General features: G+C 57.3%; 22 protein-coding genes. 12 read left to right on the forward strand and 10 right to left on the reverse strand.

Going from position 1 to position 23,706, the window contains the following annotated elements; genetic code table 11:
• Positions 1-2: 2 nt before the first annotated feature.
• The 4 genes from RUM8411_RS08535 to RUM8411_RS08550 are packed head-to-tail and all read right to left on the reverse strand — an operon-like array spanning position 3 to position 4,000.
• Positions 3-329 carry a cytochrome o ubiquinol oxidase subunit IV gene (locus RUM8411_RS08535; protein WP_085822269.1) on the reverse strand — a complete coding sequence of 109 codons (327 nt, stop codon included), beginning with the start codon at positions 327-329 and terminating at the stop codon, positions 3-5.
• Entirely contained in the window at positions 322-954 is a 633-nt protein-coding gene (locus tag RUM8411_RS08540; protein ID WP_085822270.1) for a cytochrome c oxidase subunit 3, read from the reverse strand. The genes RUM8411_RS08535 and RUM8411_RS08540 overlap by 8 nt, the downstream gene beginning before the upstream one ends.
• On the reverse strand, positions 951-3,041 hold the full coding sequence (locus RUM8411_RS08545; protein ID WP_085822271.1) for a cbb3-type cytochrome c oxidase subunit I: 2,091 nt from the start codon (positions 3,039-3,041) through the stop codon (positions 951-953). The genes RUM8411_RS08540 and RUM8411_RS08545 overlap by 4 nt, the downstream gene beginning before the upstream one ends.
• Positions 3,038-4,000: a ubiquinol oxidase subunit II gene (locus RUM8411_RS08550; RefSeq protein WP_085822272.1), complete on the reverse strand. Its 963-nt coding sequence runs from the start codon at positions 3,998-4,000 to the stop codon at positions 3,038-3,040. Before RUM8411_RS08550 ends, RUM8411_RS08545 begins: the two co-directional genes overlap by 4 nt.
• Positions 4,001-4,186: 186 nt before the next feature.
• Between RUM8411_RS08550 and RUM8411_RS08555 the strand changes: the two genes are divergently transcribed.
• The 8 genes from RUM8411_RS08555 (at position 4,187) to RUM8411_RS22995 (ending at position 13,681) form a co-directional block, all read left to right on the forward strand.
• On the forward strand, positions 4,187-5,422 hold the full coding sequence (locus RUM8411_RS08555) for a lytic murein transglycosylase (protein ID WP_085822273.1): 1,236 nt from the start codon (positions 4,187-4,189) through the stop codon (positions 5,420-5,422).
• 400 nt (positions 5,423-5,822) lie between these two features.
• Positions 5,823-7,451, forward strand: coding sequence for a peptide ABC transporter substrate-binding protein (locus RUM8411_RS08560; protein WP_085822370.1), 1,629 nt, complete (start codon positions 5,823-5,825; stop codon positions 7,449-7,451).
• 66 nt (positions 7,452-7,517) lie between these two features.
• The gene (gene oppB, locus RUM8411_RS08565) at positions 7,518-8,441 is read left to right on the forward strand and encodes an oligopeptide ABC transporter permease OppB (protein ID WP_085822274.1); all 924 of its coding nucleotides are present in this window, start codon (positions 7,518-7,520) and stop codon (positions 8,439-8,441) included.
• 10 nt (positions 8,442-8,451) lie between these two features.
• Positions 8,452-9,381, forward strand: a complete 930-nt coding sequence (locus RUM8411_RS08570; RefSeq protein WP_085822275.1) for an ABC transporter permease subunit — start codon at positions 8,452-8,454, stop codon at positions 9,379-9,381.
• Position 9,382: 1 nt separating this feature from the next.
• On the forward strand, positions 9,383-11,188 hold the full coding sequence (locus RUM8411_RS08575) for an ABC transporter ATP-binding protein (protein ID WP_085822276.1): 1,806 nt from the start codon (positions 9,383-9,385) through the stop codon (positions 11,186-11,188).
• 311 nt (positions 11,189-11,499) lie between these two features.
• Positions 11,500-12,393: a UTP--glucose-1-phosphate uridylyltransferase GalU gene (galU, locus tag RUM8411_RS08580; RefSeq protein WP_085822277.1), complete on the forward strand. Its 894-nt coding sequence runs from the start codon at positions 11,500-11,502 to the stop codon at positions 12,391-12,393.
• A gap of 212 nt (positions 12,394-12,605) precedes the next feature.
• Entirely contained in the window at positions 12,606-13,262 is a 657-nt protein-coding gene (locus RUM8411_RS22990) for a DUF2793 domain-containing protein (protein ID WP_234995175.1), read from the forward strand.
• 20 nt (positions 13,263-13,282) lie between these two features.
• The gene (locus RUM8411_RS22995) at positions 13,283-13,681 is read left to right on the forward strand and encodes a hypothetical protein (protein WP_234995176.1); all 399 of its coding nucleotides are present in this window, start codon (positions 13,283-13,285) and stop codon (positions 13,679-13,681) included.
• Between the two features lie 32 nt (positions 13,682-13,713).
• On the opposite strand, the gene fcl is transcribed toward RUM8411_RS22995, so the two are convergent.
• Entirely contained in the window at positions 13,714-14,691 is a 978-nt protein-coding gene (gene fcl / locus RUM8411_RS08590) for a GDP-L-fucose synthase (RefSeq protein ID WP_085822278.1), read from the reverse strand.
• Positions 14,692-14,701: 10 nt separating this feature from the next.
• Positions 14,702-15,826 (reverse strand): GDP-mannose 4,6-dehydratase, encoded by a 1,125-nt coding sequence (gene gmd, locus RUM8411_RS08595; protein WP_085822279.1) that lies wholly within the window; start codon positions 15,824-15,826, stop codon positions 14,702-14,704.
• Between the two features lie 158 nt (positions 15,827-15,984).
• Between gmd and RUM8411_RS08600 the strand changes: the two genes are divergently transcribed.
• A complete protein-coding gene (locus tag RUM8411_RS08600; RefSeq protein WP_085822371.1) occupies positions 15,985-17,289 on the forward strand; it encodes a UDP-glucose dehydrogenase family protein in 1,305 nt (434 codons plus the stop codon).
• A gap of 13 nt (positions 17,290-17,302) precedes the next feature.
• Here RUM8411_RS08600 and RUM8411_RS08605 read toward each other — a convergent pair whose 3' ends face one another.
• Positions 17,303-18,187, reverse strand: a complete 885-nt coding sequence (locus RUM8411_RS08605) for a phytanoyl-CoA dioxygenase family protein (protein ID WP_085822280.1) — start codon at positions 18,185-18,187, stop codon at positions 17,303-17,305.
• A gap of 103 nt (positions 18,188-18,290) precedes the next feature.
• Between RUM8411_RS08605 and RUM8411_RS08610 the strand changes: the two genes are divergently transcribed.
• Positions 18,291-19,181, forward strand: a complete 891-nt coding sequence (locus RUM8411_RS08610) for a LysR family transcriptional regulator (RefSeq protein WP_085822281.1) — start codon at positions 18,291-18,293, stop codon at positions 19,179-19,181.
• On the opposite strand, the gene RUM8411_RS08615 is transcribed toward RUM8411_RS08610, so the two are convergent.
• Genes RUM8411_RS08615 through RUM8411_RS08625 form a run of 3 tightly spaced genes read right to left on the reverse strand, consistent with a single transcriptional unit; the run spans position 19,154 to position 21,608 of the window.
• Entirely contained in the window at positions 19,154-20,233 is a 1,080-nt protein-coding gene (locus tag RUM8411_RS08615) for a helix-turn-helix domain-containing protein (protein ID WP_085822372.1), read from the reverse strand. The genes RUM8411_RS08610 and RUM8411_RS08615 overlap by 28 nt on opposite strands.
• A 59-nt stretch (positions 20,234-20,292) precedes the next feature.
• The gene (locus RUM8411_RS08620) at positions 20,293-21,039 is read right to left on the reverse strand and encodes a hypothetical protein (RefSeq protein WP_085822282.1); all 747 of its coding nucleotides are present in this window, start codon (positions 21,037-21,039) and stop codon (positions 20,293-20,295) included.
• Positions 21,036-21,608, reverse strand: coding sequence for an RNA polymerase sigma factor (locus RUM8411_RS08625; protein WP_234995177.1), 573 nt, complete (start codon positions 21,606-21,608; stop codon positions 21,036-21,038). The genes RUM8411_RS08620 and RUM8411_RS08625 overlap by 4 nt, the downstream gene beginning before the upstream one ends.
• Positions 21,609-21,656: 48 nt before the next feature.
• On the opposite strand from RUM8411_RS08625, the gene RUM8411_RS08630 reads away from it, so the two are divergent.
• Together RUM8411_RS08630 and RUM8411_RS08635 are read left to right on the forward strand one after the other, a co-directional pair.
• Positions 21,657-22,595 (forward strand): c-type cytochrome, encoded by a 939-nt coding sequence (locus RUM8411_RS08630; protein ID WP_143534858.1) that lies wholly within the window; start codon positions 21,657-21,659, stop codon positions 22,593-22,595.
• Between the two features lie 81 nt (positions 22,596-22,676).
• Positions 22,677-23,699: an Ldh family oxidoreductase gene (locus RUM8411_RS08635; RefSeq protein WP_085822283.1), complete on the forward strand. Its 1,023-nt coding sequence runs from the start codon at positions 22,677-22,679 to the stop codon at positions 23,697-23,699.
• The last annotated feature ends 7 nt before the right edge of the window (positions 23,700-23,706 follow it).

Below are 23,706 nucleotides of genomic sequence, written 5' to 3' on the forward strand. Positions count from 1 at the left end.
GCTTACATTGGATAGGTGTGCATACGCACCGCCAGATTCCCCATGATCCACACGGTTCCAAGGATAATGATCAGCAGGACAAGAGTAGAAAACAGAACCAGATCCAGGTCTTCACGGCTGCTGCGGCGCCGGTCGATATGCAGAAAATAGACCAGCTGCACAATCAATTGGGCCAACCCCAACAGGCTGATTGCCAAATAAACGCCCTTGGTTTCGATCCCATAGGTATAGGCGATCAGGAACACTGCCAGCGTCAGCAAAAGTGACCCGCCATAGCCGATCACATAACGGCGGCGCTCGCGACGATGCATCTCGCTGCGCTTATCCATAGGTCAGGCCTCCGAAATAAACGATGGTGATGATACCGATCCAAATCAAATCGAGGAAATGCCAGAACAAGGCCAGCCGCACCACGCGGGACATCAACAGGTCAGTTAGGCCAAACACGCGCAGTTGAATGCCCAGCACGATCAGCCATAGACACCCGACAGAAACGTGCAGACCATGCAGCGGCACCAATCCGTAGAACGCAGACAGGAACCCGCTGCGCTGGGGAATCCCGCCCTTTTCAGCCATGGCCATGAAATCGCGGATCTCAAGCACCAGAAAGCTGAGTCCCAATACCAGCGTGACCCCAAACCAAAGAACAATCCTGGAGCGCGGCAGGTTGTATTTAAGGGCCAACATCGCCAGCCCTACCGTCAGACTGCTGGTCAGCAGGATCATGGTTTGGGCAAATACACTCTTCAGGTCGAAAAGTTCGTGTGGCCCCGGCCCGCCCGCCTGCGCATCGATCATGGTGATGTAAATTGCAAACATCAGGCCGAAATAAACCAGATCGCTCATCAGAAAGACCCAGAAGCCGAAGGTAACCACTTCGGTGGCTTTGTGGGCACTTTCATGCCGCCGCCCAAGGTTAAGTCCCGGATAGCTATGCGAAGGCGCGCGTTTCATGTCACCACCTCTAGATCAGGTCGGGCAAGACCGAGGTTTTCCGGGGTGGTTTCGTCGTCGCGATCGACCGGCGTGGAGGTGTGAACCAGATCCAACCATGCCTCGTGCCGCTTGCGCACTTCTTCGGCCGAAATGATCTCTTCCGTGTCGCCTTTGAACGTCCACGCGATGAATGTCACAAGCATCACAACTGTCATCAAAGCGGCAAGCCACCAGATCCACCAGACCAGTGCGAACATCCAGACACCACTGAAGACACACAGCATGAAGCCGATACCAGTATTGCGCGGCATCGCAATATCCTCATAGGCATCAGGCGTTGGATAGGCCTCGCCTCGCTCTTTCGCAGCGGCGAAATTGTCCCGGTCCGTAATCTGCGGAATGATGGCAAAGTTGTAGGGCGGCGGCGGTGCCGGGGTTGACCATTCCAAGGTTCGTGCATCCCAGGGATCGCCAACGGGTACGCGGGTGTTGGCGCGGTTGCGGATACTGACCCACAATTGAACGATCACCGACAACAAAGCGGCCAGTATCACAAGCGCACCCAAAACCGCAACGATCATGTAGGGGTGAAAGCTTGGGTCCTCCCAGCTAAACGACCGGCGCGGCATCCCCATAAGCCCAACGAAGTAAAGCGGCAGGAAAGTCAGCATGAACCCAACCGTCCACAGGACAACCGTCACCCGGCCCCAAAACTCGTTCAGGCGAAAGCCAAAGGCCTTGGGAAACCAATAATTGTAGCCCGCCAGCAGGCCAAACAACACACCGGGTAACAGAACGTTGTGGAAATGCGCCACCAGGAACAGCGTGTTATGAACCTGATAGTCGACCGTAGGATTGGCCAGGATCACCCCGGACAACCCGCCGATGACAAACAACATCAAAAAAGACAGCCCGTAAAGCATGGGCACAGAAAACCGGATACGCCCCCGGAACATCGTTGCCATCCAGTCATAGACTTTCACGCCAGTCGGGATCGCGATCAGCATCGTAGCTATGCCAAACACAGCGTTGATCAACGCACTTTGCCCCATAGTAAAGAAATGGTGCAGCCAGACGGTGAACGACATCACCGCAATCGACATTGTGGCGATCACCAGAGAATTATATCCATACAGCCGCTTGGCCGAGAATGTCGCGAAAACCTCTGAGTAAATACCATAGGCGGGCAGCACCAGCAGGTAGACCTCGGGGTGACCGAACAGCCAAAACAGGTTGGCATAGTTCATCATGTTTCCACCCAGGTCATTCGTAAAGAAGTGGAAGTCCAAATATCTGTCCGCGGCCAGCATCAAAGCGGCGACACCCAGAGGCGGCATCGCAAAGACAATCAGGATCGAGCTGCAGATGATCGTCCAGCAATACATCGGCAGCCGCATGAATGTCATCCCCGGTGCCCGCAGCTTATAAATCGTCACGGCAAAATTGATGCCGGTCAGCGTGGTGCCTATCCCTGAGACGACGATGGCCCAGATCCAGTAGTCCGGCCCTACTCCGGGGTTGAAGGCCGCGCCGGTATAAGGTGGGTACGCCGTCCAGCCACCGGTCGAGAACTTACCCACCACCAGTGACACCATCAGCATCATGCCCGCAGACACTGTCAGGCCCAAGCTGATTTGGTTCATCACTGGAAACGCCACATCGCGCGCACCGATCATCAGAGGGACCAGAAAATTCGCCACGCCAAACACAAACGGCACGGCCACAAAGAAGATCATGATCGTCCCGTGCGTGCTGAACAGTTCGGCAAAATGTTCGGCTTCAAGAAAGCCGTCACCCGGCCCGGCCGCCTGTTGGGCGCGCATCACCACACCTTCCAACACGCCACGTGCGAGCATCACGATGGCAAAGACCACGTACATGATGCCGATCTTTTTGTGGTCCGCGCTGGTCAGCCAGTCGCGCCACAATGGCCCCCAAAGCCGGAACCATGTCAGAAGGCCCACAACGGCAACAACTCCGACGATCACGATTCCAGCGGCAGTATTCGCCACGATTTCATTCGCGTTGGGTGTTTGGATCAGCCCGGCAAGGGGGAAGGCATCCCAGCTCAGACGGCCAAAGAAGCCGGATTCGGCAGATGTCATTGGGTGGCCTCCTGCCCAAATTCGGCTGTTCCCGGCTGTTGATCTGCCGGCAGCGGCTGCTCGCCGTGATACCGGTGCAGGATTAAGTGGAACAGATCACCATCCTCCAGCGTGAAATACAGCGCTTTTTCCGGCATTTTTTCTGTTCCCAAGGCAGTCTGAACTTCATCCCGGTCCGTGCGCATGGCCAGTGTTTCATAGGTTGCAGCATCCAGCGGGATTCCGTTCGCGCGCACGGCCTCTACCCAGGCATTGAAATCCGTGGGTTGCATCGCCAGCGTTTCAAACTTTTGTTTGGTAAACCCACGGCCATTGTACTGTGTGTTTTCGCCCTGCATCGTCTCGGGCGTGTCTGCAACAATGTGCAGTTGAGTCGTCATTCCCGGCATGGCGTAAATCTGACCGGCCAGTGCCGGGATCATGAAAGATTGCATTACCGTGTCGGTGGTCAGCGTCATCGCCACTTGTTGTTTCACTGGAATACCCAGCTCTCCCACACTGGCGATGCCCAGATCGGGATAGATGAACAGCCATTTCCAATCCAACCCGACAACCTGCACGTTCAGCGCAGGCGTTTCACCAAATGCGGCGGTGTAGGGATCAAGTCGGTAAGTCGCCTTCCACAGGTAAAACGAAAGGATCGCGACGATAATCACCGGCACGCCCCACATCACGAACTCTAACCGGGCTGAAAAATCCCATTTTGGCTTGTAAGCGGCGGCGCCTCTCTTGCGCCGACGATAGCGCAATGCGATCAGCGGAACCAGAACAAGCACCGGAATCACGGCAAGCAGGATCAAAACGGTTGCCCGCAACAGATGCGTTTTCTGGATGGCCGCGATGGGTCCTTGAGGATCCATGAAACTGTTGCTGGCCCAGGCCATCTGCGCCGAAGTGGCGATGATCGCACAGGCCGCTGGAACTGCCAGTAACTTTGCTGAGGTTTTGAGTGGGGCCACGCCGGATTGTCCTCTTATCCCTTCGCCTCCGGCCAACTATCGGCAGAGTCACAGGATTTCACAAGGCTTTTTCCGAAACCCCCGATTGTCCGGCAAACAGTTCAAACAACCGATCACTTACGAACGCTCAAAAGGCAGAGGCCTTCCGGTTGACTTGAGCGTGAGGGCGGGTGAGACAGGTGACCAATGCGCTGGATCATTCTTGCCCTTTGTACGTGGTGCCTGGCCACTGCTGCCTCTGCGCAGGATCGCGCAGCGGTTGAGCGGCAGTTTCAGACGTGGTTGCAAAACACGATCTGGCCCGCGGCCAAAGCCAAAGGTGTTTCACGCCGTACCATGCAGCAAGCCTTTGACGGTGTGACCTTGAATTGGAAACTGCCTGATCTGGTACCGCCAGGCACCGCGGCTCAGACTCCGAAGCGACAGAAACAGGCCGAATTTGGCTCACCTGGCAAATACTTCAATGCCAACTCAGTACAGGGCGCAACTTCAGTGGGCCGCCAGATGGCACGGCGCCATGCGGCTACCCTGGCCCGCGTCGAAGCCGAAACCGGGGTGCCAGGGCGCATCATCCTGGCCATCTGGGGACGCGAAAGCGGATATGGCCAAGTTCCCATACGCCACGACGCGTTTCAGGTACTGGGAACCAAAGGCTTCATGAGCACCCGCGCGAACTATTTCACCGAAGAGCTGATCGCGGCGCTGCAAATTGCCGAGGCGGGGCACGCCCCATCCGACAGTTTGAAAAGCAGTTGGGCCGGGGCGCTTGGGCAACCACAATTCATGCCGTCGAACTTTTTGGCCTATGCGGCAGATGGAAATGGGGATGGGAAGGCCGATATCTGGACCTCGCCCGAGGATACGATCGCCTCTATCGGCACTTTTCTGGCCCAACATGGCTGGGTCGTCGGGCGCGATTGGGGGTTCGAAGTATCGGTGCCCAAATCCGTCTCCTGCGCGTTGGAGGGGCCGGACCAGGGCAGACCTATCCACGACTGGTCCGCAATGGGGATCACCCGCGTGTCGGGCAAGGCTTTTCCGAAACATGAGATGTCAGGCGAGGGGTATTTGATGATGCCCGCAGGCCGAAACGGGCCTGCCTTTGTGGTCACGCCAAATTTCTACGTTCTCAAGGACTACAACAAAAGTGACCTCTATGCCCTGTTTGTGGGCCATGTCGGCGACCGCATCCAATACGGTGTTGGCGATTTCAACGGCCGGTGGGGTAATGTCGGCAACCTATACCGATCCGACGTTGCGACCATGCAGCGCGCGCTGGAACAGCTGGGCCATGATGTCGGCGGCGCCGACGGGTTGCCCGGATACAAAACGCGTCGTTCAATCGGACGCTGGCAACAGGCGTCCGGTCGCGCGCCTACCTGCTTTCCCGAGGTCGGCATGAAAAGCGCTCTGAAACCCTAGCGATTCGCGCTGAACTTTGCGGAAAACGCCAGATCAAACCCTCCATTCAAAAAAACCAATGCGGCACCCTTCACAAAAGTGTCAAGAAGACCCCAAGTTTCATTATTAAATTTCCGATACTCCCCCGGTTTCGTTCACAATCCACCTCTAGTTGCTCAATTTGCAGGCAAAGGCTTTAACCCGTTTTCAAATAATGCCACCTTCACCGGCAGTGAAAGGCGACTTTTGCAAACACGTTCCCGACTGCAAACCGAAAGACTGCGACGCGGTGTTCATTGCGATCTGAAAAAGCAAAATCTGAACCAGTCCCGGTCTCTTTCAGGGTCGGACAAACATGGTGGCCAGCAGCCATCCTGACAGGATGCGCGTGCCGTGCCCCCAAAAATGGGAGTATAAAAACATGAACAAGTATATTCGGACATCTTTGGCGGGGCTAATGACCTCGACCATGATCACCAGTGCTGCATTTGCGGCCGGAACCCATCCGGACACCGGCGAGGCGCTGGCGGATGACCAGACCTTTATCTACCGTCTGTTGGATGAGCACAGTTCAGTCGATCCACAGGTTGTCGAAGACACGTATGGTGCCGAAATTGCGCGGGACCTGTTTGAAGGCCTGATGAATCAGGACGAAGAGGGCAATCTGATCCCTGGCGTGGCCACTGGGTTCACCACCAACGACACCAAAGACGTTTATACCTTTACACTGCGCGACGAAGCCAAATGGTCTAACGGAGAACCGGTTACAGCAGGTGATTTTGTTTACGCCTGGAAACGTGCTGTCGATCCCGCCCTGTCGTCACCTTATGCGTGGTTTATGGAACTGATGTCGATCGAGAACGCGTCTGAAATCATAGCTGGCGACAAGCCGATTGATGATCTGGGCGTTAAAGCCATTGACGACAAGACACTGGAAGTCACGCTGACCGCGCCCCTGCCCTATTTCGCGCAGATGACAACACATTCCACCACTTTCCCTGCTCCGCAAAAGGTGATTGAGGAATTCGGCGACGCATGGACCAAACCAGAAAACATCGTCTCGAACGGCGCCTATATCTGGACTGAACATTTGCCGCAGGAACGGTCTGTTCGTGAACGCAACGAGATGTACTGGGACAATGAAAATACAATTCTCGACAAGGTTGTCGCCCTGGTCATCAACGACGAAAACGTCGCCCTGACCCGTTATCTTGCCGGCGAACTGGACCGCACCGAAGTGCCCGCGGGTCAGTTCCCACGTCTAAAGCAAGAGCACCCGGATGAGGCCATCAGCTTCCCGCGTCTGTGCAACTATTATTACACCTTTAACGTATCCGACAGCGGTCCCGAAGAATTCAAGGACCCCAAGGTGCGTCAAGCCCTGTCCCTGGCTGTTGACCGGGACATCATTACCCAAAAAGTAAAAGCAGGTGGCGAACCCCCAGCCTATACATTTGTTCCAGAAGCAACCGCTGGGTTCACCGTTCCCGCCGTTGAAATGGCGTCTATGGATCAGGCCGAGCGCGATGAGCTGGCCAAAGAACTGCTGGCCGAGGCCGGGTATGGCCCGGACAATCCGCTGAGCTTTGAGATGGTCTACAACACTGATGAGGCACATAAAAAGGTCGCAGTGGCGCTAAGCCAGATGTGGAAACAGAAGCTGGGCGTACAAGTCGAACTGGCCAACATGGAATGGAAAGTTTTCCTGGAAGAGCGGGGCAACCAGAACTTTGATCTGGCGCGCGGCGCATGGTGTGGCGACTATAACGAAGCATCCACCTTCCTGGATCTGCTGCAGTCGGACTCCGGCTATAACGACGGCAAGTACAACAACGCCCGCGTTGATGAACTGCTGGCAGAAGCCAAAACTTCTGACGATCCAGCCCCCCTTTACACCGAGGTCGAGCGCATCATCGCACAGGAAACCCCAGTTATTCCGATCTACCACTATGCTGGCGTCTACATGATGGACAGCGATGTCGGGAACTGGCCGGTGAATAACGTCGAGCAGAACTGGTATTCGAGAAACCTCTACAAGCTCGCCGAATAATCATCCTTTGATCACGCACTGCCCCGGAAGGTCTTCCGGGGCAGCGCCAATAAATGGGGGCATGGAATGCTTGCCTATTGTATCCGGCGATTGCTGATCGCCATTCCGACGATCCTGTTGCTGATCGTTGCCTGTTTCTTTCTGATGCACTTCGCGCCCGGCGGGCCATTCACCTCGGAACGGCCATTGCCACCGGCGGTACTGGCCAATATCGAGGCGCGGTACGGGCTAGACCAACCGCTGTGGAAGCAGCTGTGGGATTACCTGTACAACATCGTCGTGCATTTCGATTTCGGCCCGTCCTTCAAGTTCAAGGACCGCGATGTGAATGACATCATCGCACAGGGTTTCCCAATCTCTCTGACCTATGGCTCGCTGTCGTTTCTGGTTGCGACCGCTGTGGGCGTCAGCCTGGGTATCGCGGCGGCGATCCGGCACAACAGCTGGATCGACTATTTCGCGGTCGGTCTGGGCATCGCGGCACAAGCCCTGCCGAACTTTATCATGGGCCCGATCCTGATCCTGACCTTTACCCTATGGCTGGGCTGGTTGCCCGGCGGTGGCTGGAACGGCGGGCAGTGGCAATACCTCATCATGCCGGTCATTGCGCTGGCGACGTCTTACATGGGGTCCATCGCGCGGATCACGCGATCGTCCATGCTTGAGGTTCTGAACTCGAACTTCATCCGCACCGCGCGGGCCAAGGGTCTGCCGACCCGCACCGTGATCTGGAGACATGCGTTGAAACCCACGCTGCTGCCGGTTGTGTCCTATCTGGGACCGGTCTTTGTCTATGTGCTGACCGGTTCGGTTTTCGTCGACATCTACTTTTCGACCGGCGGTTTGGGGCAGGCTTATGTTGGCTCGGCCCTATCGCGAGACTATGCGGTGTTGCTGGGGGTCACGATCCTGTACGGCGCGCTAACGGTAATCGTGAACCTACTGACCGACCTGGCCTATGCCTGGTTCGATCCGAAAATCCGGTACTGAGGGGCTGGCAATGCTTGGAAAATCACAAAAAGCCGCCCATCTGGCCGAAGACATCACCGATTTCACGGTCGTTCAGGGGCGCTCGCTTTGGCAAGATGCGCGGATGCGTTTTGTTCGCAACAAAGCCGCTATGGCAAGTGTCTTCATTCTGGCGCTAATCATACTGTTCACCATTATTGGCCCGTACTTTGCCGTCTGGAGCAATGAAGAGATCGACTGGAATGTCATGGGCGACGTCCGCGGAATGGGGATGCCGTCGATCGAGACCGGCCACTATTTCGGCGTCGACGATCTGGGGCGTGACCTTTACAGCCGGGTCATTCAGGCAACGACCACGTCGCTGCTGGTGGGTCTGATCGGGGCTGCAACGGCCCTCATCGTGGGCACATGCTACGGTATAGCCGCCGGCTATATCGGTGGCAGGACCGACGGCATCATGATGCGTTTTGTCGACATCCTGCTGGCGATCCCGGCGACGCTGGTGATTATCCTGCTGCTGGTCGTCGCAGGCCGGTCGTTCTTTATGCTGTTCATCGCCCTTGGCGCAGTTGGGTGGCTGACTATGGCGCGCATCGTTCGGGGGCAGACCCTGACCCTGAAAAACCGAGAGTTCATCGAGGCAGCGCGCGCCGCTGGTGTCAGCGAATTTACCATAATGTACCGCCACATTCTGCCAAATCTGTTGGGGGTGGTTATCGTATATGCCTCACTTCTGGTGCCTGAAATGATCCTGATGGAAAGCTTTATCTCTTTCCTCGGGCTTGGGATTTCGGAACCCTATACCTCGCTGGGCCGTCTGATCGCCGAAGGTGCCGGTACGATGGGTTATGGCACCCTGTGGCAACTGATGTTTCCCCTGACACTCTACGTCGCGATCATCATCACCATGTTCTTCATCGGTGATGGCCTGCGCGATGCTCTGGACCCGAAGGATCGCTGATATGAGCCTGTTTTCCATTAAGGACCTGAGCGTCCGGTTCAACACTCCCGATGGTGTGGTCGAGGCCGTCAAGGGCATCAGCTTTGACATCAACCCGGGCGAATGCCTTGGCATCGTGGGTGAAAGCGGGTCGGGCAAAAGCCAGACCTTCATGGCCGCGATGGGGCTTTTGCCGCCAGCGGGCCACGCCAGCGGGTCGGCCATGCTGAACGGCAAGGAAATCCTGAACCTGCCGGTCAACAAGCTGAACAAAATCCGTGGCGACGATGTCGGCATGATTTTTCAGGATCCGCTAACCGCACTGACACCACATCTGCGGATTGGTCAGCAAATGCGCGAGGTTCTGCAAGTTCATGAAGGACTGCAGGGATCTGCGGCACGGGGGCGCTGTCTGGACTGGCTGAACCGGGTGCGCATCCCAGAGGCGGCGCGCCGTCTGGACCAATACCCGCACGAGCTGTCCGGCGGAATGCGCCAGCGTGTCATGATCGCGATGTCGATGCTGTGTAATCCCAAGCTATTGATCGCGGATGAACCAACGACGGCGCTGGATGTCACCGTACAAGCCGACATCCTGGATCTGATGGTGCGCTTGCAAAAAGACGAAGGCACCGCGATTGCCCTGATCACCCATGACATGGGTGTCGTTGCGCGGATGTGCGATCGCATTCAGGTCATGCGCATGGGCCAGTTTGTCGAGGCGGGCGAAACGCGCGACATCTTCCGCGCGCCGCAGCACGAATATACACGCACGCTGCTAGACGCGATGCCCCGTATCGATGCAGGTGACGCCCCAAAGGCCCTTGAAAAAGACGACGAACCGCTGCTGAAGGTCGACAATGTCCAGGTGCACTTCCCGATCCACGTCTCGGGCGGGTTGTTTGGGCGAAAGGTTCCTTTGAAGGCGGTGGATGGGGTCAGTTTTGACATCCGGAAAGGTGAAACGCTGGGGGTCGTGGGCGAGTCTGGCTGTGGCAAGTCCACATTGGCGCGGGCCGTCTTGCAACTGATCGAGCCCAGCGGTGGCAATGTCAGCTGGCTGGGCCATCCGATTGTCGGGCTGAAGCGGGCCGAACTGAACAAGTACCGCAAAGACCTGCAGATCGTGTTCCAGGATCCGCTGGCAAGCCTTGATCCGCGGATGACGATCTCGGCCTCGATTGCTGAGCCGCTGAAAACCTATCGCCCTGACCTGACCGAACGGGAACGCAAGGATATGGTCGCCGCGATGATGGAACGCGTGGGTCTGAACGCCAACATGATCAACCGCTACCCGCATGAGCTGTCAGGCGGCCAGAACCAGAGGGTTGGCATTGCGCGCGCGATGATCAACAAGCCCAAGCTGATCATTTGTGACGAGGCGGTCTCGGCGCTGGACGTCTCGATTCAGGCGCAGATCGTTGAATTGCTACGTGAGTTACAGCAAGAATTCGGCCTGTCGATGATTTTCATCAGCCATGACCTGTCCGTGGTGCGCGCCGTCTCGAACCGCATCATGGTTCTGTATCTGGGTCGGATTGTTGAATTGGGTGATGGCGAGGTGATCTGCTCGGACCCGATCCATCCCTATACCAAGTCCCTGATCTCGGCGGTTCCGATCCCCGACCCCGATGTGGAGCGCAGCCGGCAGCGGCTCAAACTGCCGGGCGAGCTTCCATCACCCATGGACCCCAAAGCCGCGTTGCGGTTTTTGCCCAGCCGGTTGTCTACCGGTGAGCACGATTACGTTCCACAGCTGAGCGAAGTGAAGCCGGACCATTTTGTCGCCGAACATGATCCGTTGGAAACGCTCATGGCCGGAACCTGATACCCGCGCCCCAAAGCCACCTTATGGTTTTGGGGCTATTTCCACCAAACTCCCACATCGGTCAAACTCCGCTCATAACGCAGGACCAATAAGGGTGGTTTCGGCATCATTGCGCCTTAACCGAGGACAATGATACAGGGCTAAGCGGTGTATATCCCTTGTTCGTTTTGACTTCCCCACCCCCTGGTGGCACCATCCTTGCGGATTGAATCCGCACATCCCTTGGCGTTGATTGTTTGCGGCACAGGGCCTAATAGAAAGCCCATCAAACACGATAAACGACCAGGTATTGTTTTAACTTGAGAGGTAACATGGCACGCAAGGTCACAAAGGCGATCTTCCCCGTTGCAGGGTTGGGTACCCGATTTCTGCCCGCCACCAAGTCGGTCCCCAAGGAAATCATGACCCTGGTTGATCGCCCGTTGGTGCAATATGCCATCGACGAAGCCCGCGCAGCCGGCATCACCGAGTTCATTTTTGTAACATCCCGTGGCAAGTCCGCGCTTGAAGATTATTTCGATCATAACCTCGTGCTGGAACAAGAGTTGAAATCCAAAGGCAAGGACGATCTTTTGGAAACTCTGAATGCAACCAATATGGAAAGCGGGGCGATTGCCTATATTCGCCAGCACAAAGCGCTGGGTTTGGGACACGCGGTTTGGTGCGCCCGCCGTTTGATCGGAGATGAACCTTTTGCCGTGATGCTGCCCGATGACGTGATTGCCGCCGACAAACCATGCCTGCAGCAGATGATCGAAGCCTATGAAGAAACCGGCGGCAATATGGTTGCGACCATGGAAGTTCCCTCAAACAAAACCAGTTCCTACGGCGTTTTGGACGTGGGTGAAAACGTCGGCACGGTGGTTCGTGCCAAGGGTATGGTCGAAAAGCCGAAACCCGATGAAGCGCCATCCAACCTTGCCGTCATTGGACGATACGTGCTTGGACCCTCTGTTCTGTACAATCTCAACCAAGCGAAGACGGGCAGTGGCGGTGAAATTCAACTGACCGACGCAATCGCCGAGGATATTTGCAACGGTGTGCCTGTTTTTGGTTACAAATTCGATGGTCAACGTTTCGACTGCGGCTCTAAATCCGGCTTCCTTCAAGCCACGGTTGCTTTTGCACTGGCACGGGATGACCTGCGCGACGATCTGAATCAGTATCTGCAGGATTTGTACGCCACCGGTCAGGCAGCCCAATAACCGCTCGGTCTTTCTATTGAAAACTACCCGCTCCGACCCTGGCATACAGGGTCGGTTTTTTTGCTCTAAGCTTTTGCCCAATGCTGAGGGTTAGGTCAAAGGGTTAGCAAATCATTGTGTGGGCGTTCGGCCCGGTCAGACAGGATTCATGCACGTCACGGCACTGTGGCGCGCAATGAAATTGTCGGATCGACAGCCACAGGAGGACGCCCGTGTCACAAATCTCACCCCGATTGAACCTGCCGTTTCTGCAACCCTCACAGGCGCAGAAGCACGTCACCCATAACGAAGCTCTGCGCCAGCTGGACATGATTGTCCAACTAAGTGTCGCATCTGTGAATGCATCGAACCCACCCGTCGCGCCTGATCAGGGAGAGACCCACGCGCTTGGCGCGGCCCCTATTGGGGATTGGGTGGGTCAGGCAGGTATGTTGGCAGCGTGGCTGGACAATGCCTGGCATTTCGCCTCTCCCGACACAGGTTGGCGTGCCTGGGATGAAAGCGCGGGACAGATGAAGATCTGGGATGGCAGTGGCTGGATCGAACTCCCGATGGCCACGCAGAATCTGAACGGCGTCGGCGTAGCGACAGGGTATGATGCCACAAACCGTCTATCTGTTCGGTCCCCGGCAACTTTGCTCAGTCATGACGGCACCGGGCATCAGGTTAAGATCAACAAGGCCGGCGCGAGCGACACGGCCTCTTTGCTGTTTCAGTCCAACTGGACTGGTCATGCCGAGATGGGGCTGTCCGGCAGTACGGCATTCTCAATCAAGGTCTCGCCGGATGGCGGGTCCTGGACCGAGGCGTTGGCCTTTGATCCTACGGACGGGACTGCAAGTGGCGCAGCTGTTCAAGCCAGCGCGTAGACACGACTGCCGGTCGGTTGATGCGAGCTGATTTTGGCTATGGTCCGGGCAATCTGGTGGGGCCCGTATCCGAAAATTCAGGCGTTCCGACCGGCGCGGTGATTGAATCTGGAACCACGCCGAATGGTGATTACGTACGGTTCGCGGACGGGACCCAAATCTGTACCACGACCCTTGCGGCCACCGACTGCACCAATACCGAAGGCGCGCTGTTTGCAAGCAGCAGCTCGTCCTGGGACTATCCGATCGCATTTGCGTCGGGCACCTCGGTTACGGTCAGCGGTAGTGGCGGTGTGACTGGTCGGTTCGCCAGTTTCGACGCTCCGACCAATAGCCAGGTGACCTACAAAGTTCTGTCCACAGTCAATGACGCTGCGTTGCAGTCACCAACGGCCGCTGCGATCGGCCGCTGGTTCTGAACCTGATACCGCCCGGGCCATTGCACGGGCGGTTACTTTGCGCGAATGTCCGTGTCGGCCTGGTCCAGAAACCAAGCATAAGTCTCGCGAACACCGTCTTCTAGGCTGACCCCCGCGCGCCATCCCATATCGGCTAAACGAGACACATCCATCAACTTGCGCAGAGTGCCGTCCGGCTTGCTGGCATCTTGGGTAATGCGGCCTGTGAAACCAATTGTCTTGGCGACCAAAGCGGCAAGTTCCGCGATTGAGACATCCTCTCCACATCCTACATTGATATGGCTTAGCATCGGTTGGGTGTTCGCCTCATAAACGTCGCGCGGCAGGTCCAGTAGGAACAAGGACGCTTCGGCCATGTCTTCGACATGCAGGAATTCACGGCGCGGTTTGCCTGTGCCCCAGATCACCACCTCGTCCACACCATCGCGCTGAGCTTCGTGGAACCTACGGATCAATGCGGGCAGGACGTGGCTGTTTTCGGGGTGGAAATTGTCGCCCGGCCCATACAGGTTGGTTGGCATCACCGAGCGGTAATCAACCCCGTGCTGACGATTGTAGCTTTCACAAAGTTTGATACCTGCAATCTTGGCTACGGCATAGGGTTCGTTGGTGGGCTCCAATATACCGGTTAGCAAGGCATCCTCGCGCATGGGTTGCGGAACCGCGCGCGGATAAATGCACGAACTGCCCAATTGCAGCAGGTGTTTGACGCCCGCGTCAAATGCCTGATGGATAACATTGCATTCGATCATCAGGTTTTTGTAAATGAAATCTGCTGGGTAGGTGTTATTCGCGTGAATACCACCCACTTTAGCAGCGGCCAGAATGACCACATCGGGACGCTCGACCTGCATGAATGCGCGGACAGCTGCCTGATCGGTAAGGTCCAACTCAGAGTGCGTGCGAGTTAACAGTTCAAGCGCTTCGCCCGCAGCTTGTCGATCTTTCAGGCGGCGCAGGATAGCACCGCCAACCATGCCACGATGCCCGGCAACGTAGATCTTACGCATGTCGCTCTCCTCAGCCGTTTTCAAGGCTCACCGGCAAATCAAAACCATGCTCTTTAAGCAGCGCATGACGTTTTGCCGTTTTCAGGTCATCCTGCACCATCTCGGCGCACATTTCCTGTACGGTCAACTCCGGCTCCCAGCCCAGTTTGTTTTTGGCATTCGAAGGATCACCAAGCAGTGTTTCTACCTCGGCCGGGCGGAAGTATTGCGGGTCGATGCGCATAACGACATCGCCGGGCTTCAACGCTGGCGCATTGTCACCTTCGATGGATTTAACTGTTGCGACCTCGTCTACACCTTCACCGGAAAACTCTACGGTTACACCCAGCTCAGCTGCCGACCATTCGATGAACTGGCGCACCGAATACTGTACCCCTGTTGCAATCACAAAGTCTTCGGGAGTGTCCTGCTGCAACATAAGCCACTGCATGCGTACGTAGTCTTTCGCATGACCCCAGTCCCGCAGGCTGTCGATATTGCCCATATACAGACAATCTTCGAGGCCCTGCGCAATGTTGGCTAGTCCGCGGGTGATCTTGCGAGTCACAAAGGTTTCGCCGCGGCGCGGGCTTTCGTGATTAAACAGGATGCCGTTGCAGGCATACATGCCATAAGCCTCACGGTAGTTTACTGTGATCCAGTACGAATACAGCTTGGCAACCGCATAAGGTGAACGCGGGTAAAACGGTGTGGTTTCGCGCTGAGGGATCTCCTGGACCAACCCATACAGCTCGGACGTGGAGGCCTGATAGAAGCGTGTCTTTTTCTCCAACCCTAGGAAACGGATAGCTTCCAACAGCCGCAAAGAACCAAGCGCATCCACATCGGCCGTATACTCGGGGGATTCGAAGCTGACGGCCACATGTGACTGCGCCCCGAGGTTATAGACTTCGTCCGGCTGCACTTCCTGAATGATTCGAGTCAGGTTCGATGTATCGCTAAGGTCGCCGTAATGCAGATGCAGTTTCGGATTGGGCTCATGCGGATCTTGGTAAATATGGTCAATCCGCTGCGTGTTGAAAGAGGACGCACGTCGCTTAATGCCGTGCACTTCGTAGCCTTTTTCAAGTAAAAACTCGGCCAGGTAAGATCCGTCCTGTCCGGTAATCCCAGTAATAATTGCCTTTTTTGTCATCGCTTTTGTCCCACGCAACCCAATTTGCTCTATCGTCGCCCAAAAACAGCAAGAAGTTCCGAATTGCAACCCAAGGCACGGCACAACCATTGAAACCGGCGGAAGTTTCCTGAATGTATGCCTGTTAAGAACGGTAATTGGTCGAAAAGGATTTGAGTATGCGTATTGCGATGATTGGCACCGGCTATGTGGGTCTGGTGTCAGGCGTGTGTTTTTCCGATTTTGGCCATGACGTAATCTGCGTCGACAAAGCCGAAGAGAAAATCCGGACTTTGCAGGCTGGCCAGATCCCGATCTACGAACCCGGGCTTGATGTTCTAATGGCCAAGAACGTGGCTGCGGGCCGCCTGAGCTTTACCACCGATCTCGCAACGGCTGTCGACGGCGCGGATGCTGTATTTATTGCAGTCGGCACGCCCACCCGGCGCGGTGACGGGCACGCGGACCTGACCTATGTGATGGCCGCCGCGGAAGAAATCGCACAGGCGGTCACCGCCTATACGGTGATCGTAACAAAATCGACCGTGCCGGTTGGAACCAATCGCAAAGTGCACGCGGTCGTTTCAGCCACCAACCCAAGCGCTGCGTTCGACGTAGCCTCAAACCCCGAGTTTCTGCGCGAAGGCGCGGCGATAGATGATTTCATGCGCCCTGATCGGGTTGTGGTCGGAGTGGAAAACGACCGCGCAGCTGATGTCATGGCCGAGATTTATCGCCCTCTCTATTTGCGGGACTTTCCAATCCTGACTACCGATCTGGAAAGTGCCGAGATGATCAAATACGCGGCGAATGCGTTTCTGGCGACCAAGATCACCTTTATCAACGAGATTGCAGGGCTGTGCGAACGTGCAGGCGGCGACGTTAAAGAAGTGGCACGCGGGATTGGTCTGGATGGTCGGATCGGCAACAAGTTCCTGCATGCCGGCCCCGGCTATGGTGGGTCATGCTTTCCCAAGGACACCGCAGCGCTGGCGCGGATCGGGCAGGAACATGCGCATCCGATGCAAATCACTGAAACCGTCATTCGCGTCAATGACGGAGTCAAAAAGCGCATGATCGAGAAGATCCGCGAGGCCTGTGATGACAGTTTCAACGGCAAGACCATCGCGATCCTCGGCGTGACGTTCAAACCCAATACCGACGACATACGTGACGCGCCCTCTCTGACCATCGTCCCAGCGTTGATCGGCAGCGGTGCCAAGGTGCGCGTCGTGGATCCGCAGGGCAGGACCGAGGGCGAAGCGCTTTTGCCCGGCGTCGACTGGGTGTCTGATCCGTATGAGGCCGTAAAAGACGCGGACGCGGTTGTCCTGCTGACCGAATGGAATGAGTTCCGCGCGTTAAACCTGGCTGATCTGGCCAATGCGATGGCCCATCCACGCATGGTAGATCTGCGCAACATCTATTCTGCGAGGGCCGTGTTGAAATCAGGGTTTGACTCTTATGTCGGGGTGGGACGCTGACTTCGACGACCGCTCAGGTCGCCGCGTACAAGGGTACTGAATCCTGTGCGCCGTCGGCCAGCGCCTTGCTTTGATCTCGACGGACCTGTTCGTAAAGGGCCAGAGCCTGCTCTGAGAATAGCGCACGCGGCGGTTCGACATGCACAAAGTTTGATTGCCCATCCTGCCCCCGGGCCAACAGCGCATAGTCGCGATCTGCAACCAGCTGTTTGGCATTGGGGTTCAGATATCGGATCGCCAGTCCGATCCTGCGGGCATCCGACCGGTTCGGACCCGAGCCGTGAATCGTCAGCCCGTGATGCAGCGACATTTGCCCCGGCGCCAGTTCGATGTGGGTCTTGTCCTGTTCCGCCACTTCTACGGCGATCTCTTGCCCGCGCGACAGCAGATTGGTCTCGGAATATGTATCGGTATGCGGCAGGATCGGGTTTTTGTGGCTGGCCTGTACAAAATCCATGCACCCGCTTTCGACCGTGGCCGGGGATAGGGCGATCCAGGCTGTGACTTGATCCGGCGTCTCTCCCATTCCCCAATAGGTTAGGTCCTGATGCATCCCGACGGTGTGGGTCGTGCGGGCCTCTTTGATGAAAAACTCGGCCGACCAGACCATGATATCTGGCCCCAGGATGCCTTGGACCACGTCCAGCACCCGCGGATCCAAGGAAATCCGCGCCGCCAGAGGAATCACCAGATGCGCATTTACACGTTTGTATGTGTTCAGTGGCAGGGGCAGGTCGGCAGCCAGCCAATCCCGTTCAATCTGTTCCAACTCAGACCGGAACCCTGCGGCTTCGTCTTGAGAAAACACGGACAACGGCGTGAGAAACCCGTCCACCCAATATCGGTCTCTCTGGTCGGTTGTCAGAACCGAGCCGGGCATAGTATCTGCTTGCGACATTGGACACTCCGGTGATGCTTGCCCTGTCAGGGTAATGCAGGCTGTCTATTCGTCAGAACACAACCTCTTGCCCGTTAGACTAAGTTAAGCTTAGCCTGTTCTCATGTCGTCCCGTATCCCATCACTCAACTGGCTACGCGTGTTCGAGGCTGCCGCTCGAACCGAAAGCTTCGCCCGGGCTGCCACGCAACTGAACATGTCCGCCGCCGCTGTCAGCCAGCAGGTCAGGGCGCTGGAAACTCGGTTGGGTACACCGTTGTTTCACCGTCACGCCCATGCGGTAACCCTGACCGAAACCGGCCGCGCCTATCTTCCTTCAGTCCAACAATCGCTTTTGATGCTGGAAACCGCCACCACCGGGCTGTTTGGTGAGACGCGGGAACAGCGGCTTTACGTGCAATCGGTGTTGTTGTTTGCACATGGGGTACTTGCGGGTGGGCTGCCGGCGTTTCAGCAGGCCCATCCGCAGGTCAACCTGTCTATGTCCACCGGCAATCTGGTTTCAGATTTCGCCAACCGGTTTACGGATCTGCAAATTGTGTTTGGCAACCCTACGCTTTACGGCACCGAAGGGGATGAGTTGCTGACAGAGCGATTGTACCCCGTGGCCCCATCGGAAATCGCCGCACAAATACGCCAGCCACAGGATCTGTTCAACTTTCCACTGATCGAGGTTTCAACCCATCGCGCAAGCTGGCCGCATCTGTTCGAAACCCTGCGCCTTCCACCAGGACGGGCGCGCTATTTCTTCGCCGACAATTCCCTGATGGCGGCTGAACTGTCCGCCAGTGGAGGCGGCGTCGTGCTGGCCCGGGCTCCGGCGTCAGACCGTATCATGACCCTGTCTGGCCTTGTCCCCTGTTTGCCGGGGATAGAGGTCGCGGGGCAAGAAGCCTATCACCTGATCTACCCGTCCCGCGCGGCACTGCGTCCGCCTGCCCGGGCCTTTCGCGACTGGCTGTTGGATTACAGTGCCGCGGTCCAGACCCGGTAACGCCCCTGCCCTGTCACTTCGCGGATCAGTCCGCGCCTGGTGAATCGGTCGATGTTGCGTTGCACCGCCGCACGCGATGCCTGAGTCAATTCTTCCGCCAATGGAGCTGACACCATCGGCCATGCGGTCAGAGCATCGATCAGCTGGGGTGGTGTCCTGCCACTTAGCCCGCTGGTCGCCTCGCGGGCACGTTTGTCCCAGGTTTTGACTCGATCCAGGTGCAGCAATGCTGCCAGCGCTGCCTGCCCTGCCCCTTTGATCCAGGCCGAGAGTTTTTCGTCAACATCTCCCATCCCGCGCAGCGCACCCGGACCGGACAGGGCCAGCGGCATAAACAATGCCCCGCCCCGTCCCATCGTTGCCGCATGCCGGGCCGCGATGATCGCAGCCTCAGTATCCTGACCGATGCCCTGTGACAGCGCACGCCAGGCGTGAAACCCAATCGCGGCCTGAGTGACCGGATGCAACCCGTCGGCGTTGCCCATCACTTCGGCCAGATCAGCCACCGCTTCGGGCACGGTCTCAATCCCTTGCGCCATCCGGTCCAGGAAAGCAGTTAGACCGACGGCCCAGCCTCCTTCCGACGGGCCCGGCCCCGAAGTCAGGCGCCGCACAGCCCAACCTGCGCGAAACAAGGCCTGGACATCGTCGCTGGTGGCGCCAATCCGCAGGCCAGTCCACAAAGCCAGACGATCCACACTGATCCGGTCGCCGGTCCACCAGCCCAGATCCGATACATCCATCAGGGCCAGTCGGTGAGTCCACCCCTGTGGCCCGGCCCGCAAACGTTCATCCAGCGCGCCAAAGGTGGCGGCCAGATCTGCCAACTCATAAGACAGCTCTGATTGCGCAGCCCGCCAATCCCGCGGATCAAACAGCTGCCGTTGGTTCGCTTTGGGACCGGACAAGAAGAAATCATCACCCGCGTCTTCGTCCTCGGGCGGCAGAAACCAAAGATCGTCCTCGTCAGGCGGGTCCGTGTCATAGATACTGGGAGGACCAACCGCATCGGCGTCCTCATCCGGATCAGGTTTGACAGGCTTCGTCGTCATGCACGGCATATTTCGGGCATTTGCTCTGGTTCACAAGGCGATTCTGCTCCCCTGCGCTGTCAGCCTGCGAAAGTTGTGGTCAGGATGTCCAGCTGCCCATCCAGATCAGTCTGGTCACTGCTGCCGATCAACATGTACCCAAAGCCGTCTTGCGCCCAAGTCGCGGTGGCGAGGCCGCTCAGCACAGCCTCGTTCACGTCCTTGTTCGGCGCGCCTTCACCCTGTCGGATTACACAGAAGGCAAAAGGCTGTCCCTGCGCGTCTGCAAAAACGACCTGAACCAGCGGCTTACCTTTGAATGACAAGGTTTGCGCGCGTTTCAGCTCCATTCCCGGCAGCGCCTCCAGTGCTTCGCGGTTCAGAGACCGCCCAAGACGCTCTTCGGCATGCGCGAACTGAACGTCCAAAGCCTCGGGCGAGGTGTCCAGCACTGCGATCGTGTCAGGCGCATAAAGCGACTGGTAAATCGCGGCCTGCTGCGCCCACCCCATCGGGGCCGGGCGCGTGGCCCAGAATGTCGCCGATACCGCCACAACCGCGACCGAGGCCGCGACAGCCAGCAACCGCAACGCGCTACCTGCGGGTGGAACCGGGGCAGCGGTTAGCGGATCAGGCAAATCTATCTGTGGCGCTGCAGCAGGCAATTGATCGAACACGCCGTGCACCACTGGTGCAAACGGGTCCAGCGCCATCAGGCGCTGTTCCAGTTCGGGGTCAGCCTCAACCGCGCTTTCGATTGCGCCAGCCTCGACCTCCTCCAGATTTCCTACCAGATACGCCATCAGCGTCTCATCGGAAAACGTCATTTGCCACTCCGTCGACCGGCGTCTGCCGCGTCATGCTGCATCACGGTTTTTAGTTTCTGCCGGGCGTTGGATAGCCGGCTCATGATAGTTCCTATCGGCACTTCCAGCAACGCGGCGGCTTCGCGGTAACTATAGCCCTCGACGAACACAAGCATAACCGTTTCTCGTTGCGCTTCTGGCAGTTGCATTACTTCTGTAAACACCTCAGCGGCGTAAATATTCGTTTCTGAATCAGGCCCGGACGCAATTAATTCCGCCTCGGGCGTTACAGACAGCGCCTGCGCCCTGCGGACCGAGCGTGAGCGCACTTCATTCAGCCAGATCGACCGGCAGATCGTCATCAGCCAGCTGTCCAGCCGATCATAAGAAGTAACTTGATGGTGACGCTCCAGCGCGCGCACGCAGGTGGATTGCAACAGATCGTCTGCCACGTCCGAAGCCCCGGACAGCGCAAGCCCAAACCGCCAGACGCGTCTTGAATGCGTCTGAATCGCGCCGCGCACGGCCTGTTCTGAACTAATTTCGCCGCCCATCGAATAATTCACGACCTGTGTGTGTTTGTTTTTCACGGACCGGGCCCGCGGGGTCAGGACTGACATAACCCGCGGAGGAAAGAAATGAAACTTCTGTTGAAAGCGCTCACGATTGCGTCGGCGATTGTTGCAACTCCGGTACTTGCCACGGGCTGGACGCTGTCCCCCGAAGGATCGCATCTGGCCTACGGCACGATCAAAAAAAACACTGTGGGTGAAGTCAATTCTTTCACCGGACTCAGCGGGCATGTCACCCCGGACGGCAAGGTCGAGATTGAGATCGACCTCTCTTCGATTGAAACAAATATCGACATCCGCAACGATCGGATGATCGAATATGTGTTCCGCAAGGCTGGTTCGGCGTCATTGACCGCCGAGTTTGACATGGCCGAGGTTTCGGGTCTTGGGGTTGGCGAAACCACCAATGTTGACGCCGAGACCACGCTAAGGCTGGCCGGCACAGCCGTCGCCTTCGACGCCGAGATGTTCGTGGCCCGCCTGTCCGAGACCACGGTTATGGTGACCACCAACGATATGGTTTTTCTCAGCACCGAAGATGCCGGGGTAAATGCCGGCGTTGATAAGTTGATGGAGCTGGCCAACCTGCCCGGTATCACCCGGACCGTGCCCGTGACCGCGCGACTGATCTTTAACATCGGTGAGAAAAAAGCTGAGGCCGCAACAGCCGACCCCGTTGCCGTGGCCGCGGTCGAAGGAGACATCAAGGCAGGTAAAAAGGTCTTTCGCAAATGCAAGGCCTGCCATCAGGTGAAGGAGGGTCGAAATGGTGTGGGACCTTCGTTGCATGGCATCATCGGTGCGTCAGTTGGTCAGGCCGAAGGTTTCAAATACTCTGCCCCCATGGCAGGCTCAGGCATTGTCTGGACACCCGAAAGCCTGACCGCGTTTCTGGTTGACCCCAAAGGCACCATCCCTGGCAACAAGATGCAATTCCCCGGCCTGAAGAAAGACGACGACATTACCAACGTCATCGCCTATCTGCAGGATGTAGGGCAGGAATGACCCCTGCCCGTTGAAATGCGGTTTCCCTGCCCTCTCTGCCGCGCTATCCCTTGTCTCACCTCAGAAAAGGGAGAGCGGGGCATGAGCGAGACGGTCAAACTGACATTGGATGAGATTCAGGAGCTGAGCCTGACCATCCTGACCAAATCCGGCTTTGGTCCCGATCACGCCCAGGCCATTGCCGATTTGCTGACCACCTGTCAGATCGACGACTGCCAGTCCCACGGCCTGTTTCGCCTGTTCATGTGTGCCCAGACCATGCGCACTGGCAAGGTGGACGGGAATGCCAAACCGATCGTTGCGCCGTCCGACGACGCCGTTGTGCGGGTGGACGCACAGGGCGGCATGTCATTGTTGGCGTTTGATCTGGCTCTGCCCATTCTGATCGAAAAGACCCGAACACATGGAATCGCCGCGATGGCCATCAACCGGTGTTTTCATTTCTCGGCGCTCTGGCCCGAAGTAGAAAGCCTGTCTGCGGCCGGTCTGGCCGCGATGGCGATGGTGCCTAGCCACGCCTGGGTTGCACCCGCCGGGGGCACACGGGGCAGCCTTGGCACCAACCCGCTGGCCTTCAGTTGGCCGCGCCAAGGCAAGGATCCGTTCACCTTCGACTTTGCTACCAGCGCAGTTGCTCGGGGCGAGATCGAGCTTTACCGCCGCGCAGGCAAGCCTTTGCCCGACGGTATCGCCCTCGACAAAGATGGCAACCCGACAACCGACCCGACCGCGGCCATGGACGGCGCAATGCTGACCTTTGGCAGCTACAAAGGGTCCGCGCTGTCGATCATGATCGAACTTTTGGCTGGGCCGTTGATTGACGATCTGACCAGTTTGGAAAGCCTGGAGTTCGATGGCGGCACAGCCGGTGCACCCTATCACGGCGAAATCATCCTCGCCTTTGACCCTTCCCGGTTCAGCGGCGGACGGGTGGCGGAAAACGACGCCCGTGCCGAGCGTTTATTTGCCGACATCACCGAACAGGGGGCCCGCCTACCTTCGCAACGCCGTTTTGCGGCGCGTGCGCAAAACACCGCCCGCGGATATGTCGAGATCGCCAAAACTCTGCACGACGACTTGATGGCCCTGAAGGATCAGGCCTAACCCCTTC

It is taken from the genome of Ruegeria meonggei, from assembly GCF_900172215.1.
Lineage (GTDB): Bacteria > Pseudomonadota > Alphaproteobacteria > Rhodobacterales > Rhodobacteraceae > Ruegeria > Ruegeria meonggei.

Coding starts and splice junctions, on each gene's coding strand:
- RUM8411_RS08535 (WP_085822269.1), bottom strand. CDS start 329: ATGGATAAGCGCAGCGAGATGCATCGTCGCGAGCGCCGCCGTTATGTG.
- RUM8411_RS08540 (WP_085822270.1), bottom strand. CDS start 954: ATGAAACGCGCGCCTTCGCATAGCTATCCGGGACTTAACCTTGGGCGG.
- RUM8411_RS08545 (WP_085822271.1), bottom strand. CDS start 3,041: ATGACATCTGCCGAATCCGGCTTCTTTGGCCGTCTGAGCTGGGATGCC.
- RUM8411_RS08555 (WP_085822273.1), top strand. CDS start 4,187: ATGCGCTGGATCATTCTTGCCCTTTGTACGTGGTGCCTGGCCACTGCT.
- RUM8411_RS08560 (WP_085822370.1), top strand. CDS start 5,823: ATGAACAAGTATATTCGGACATCTTTGGCGGGGCTAATGACCTCGACC.
- oppB (WP_085822274.1), top strand. CDS start 7,518: ATGCTTGCCTATTGTATCCGGCGATTGCTGATCGCCATTCCGACGATC.
- RUM8411_RS08570 (WP_085822275.1), top strand. CDS start 8,452: ATGCTTGGAAAATCACAAAAAGCCGCCCATCTGGCCGAAGACATCACC.
- RUM8411_RS08575 (WP_085822276.1), top strand. CDS start 9,383: ATGAGCCTGTTTTCCATTAAGGACCTGAGCGTCCGGTTCAACACTCCC.
- galU (WP_085822277.1), top strand. CDS start 11,500: ATGGCACGCAAGGTCACAAAGGCGATCTTCCCCGTTGCAGGGTTGGGT.
- RUM8411_RS22995 (WP_234995176.1), top strand. CDS start 13,283: ATGCGAGCTGATTTTGGCTATGGTCCGGGCAATCTGGTGGGGCCCGTA.
- fcl (WP_085822278.1), bottom strand. CDS start 14,691: ATGCGTAAGATCTACGTTGCCGGGCATCGTGGCATGGTTGGCGGTGCT.
- gmd (WP_085822279.1), bottom strand. CDS start 15,826: ATGACAAAAAAGGCAATTATTACTGGGATTACCGGACAGGACGGATCT.
- RUM8411_RS08600 (WP_085822371.1), top strand. CDS start 15,985: ATGCGTATTGCGATGATTGGCACCGGCTATGTGGGTCTGGTGTCAGGC.
- RUM8411_RS08605 (WP_085822280.1), bottom strand. CDS start 18,187: ATGTCGCAAGCAGATACTATGCCCGGCTCGGTTCTGACAACCGACCAG.
- RUM8411_RS08610 (WP_085822281.1), top strand. CDS start 18,291: ATGTCGTCCCGTATCCCATCACTCAACTGGCTACGCGTGTTCGAGGCT.
- RUM8411_RS08615 (WP_085822372.1), bottom strand. CDS start 20,233: ATGACGACGAAGCCTGTCAAACCTGATCCGGATGAGGACGCCGATGCG.
- RUM8411_RS08620 (WP_085822282.1), bottom strand. CDS start 21,039: ATGACGTTTTCCGATGAGACGCTGATGGCGTATCTGGTAGGAAATCTG.
- RUM8411_RS08630 (WP_143534858.1), top strand. CDS start 21,657: ATGAAACTTCTGTTGAAAGCGCTCACGATTGCGTCGGCGATTGTTGCA.
- RUM8411_RS08635 (WP_085822283.1), top strand. CDS start 22,677: ATGAGCGAGACGGTCAAACTGACATTGGATGAGATTCAGGAGCTGAGC.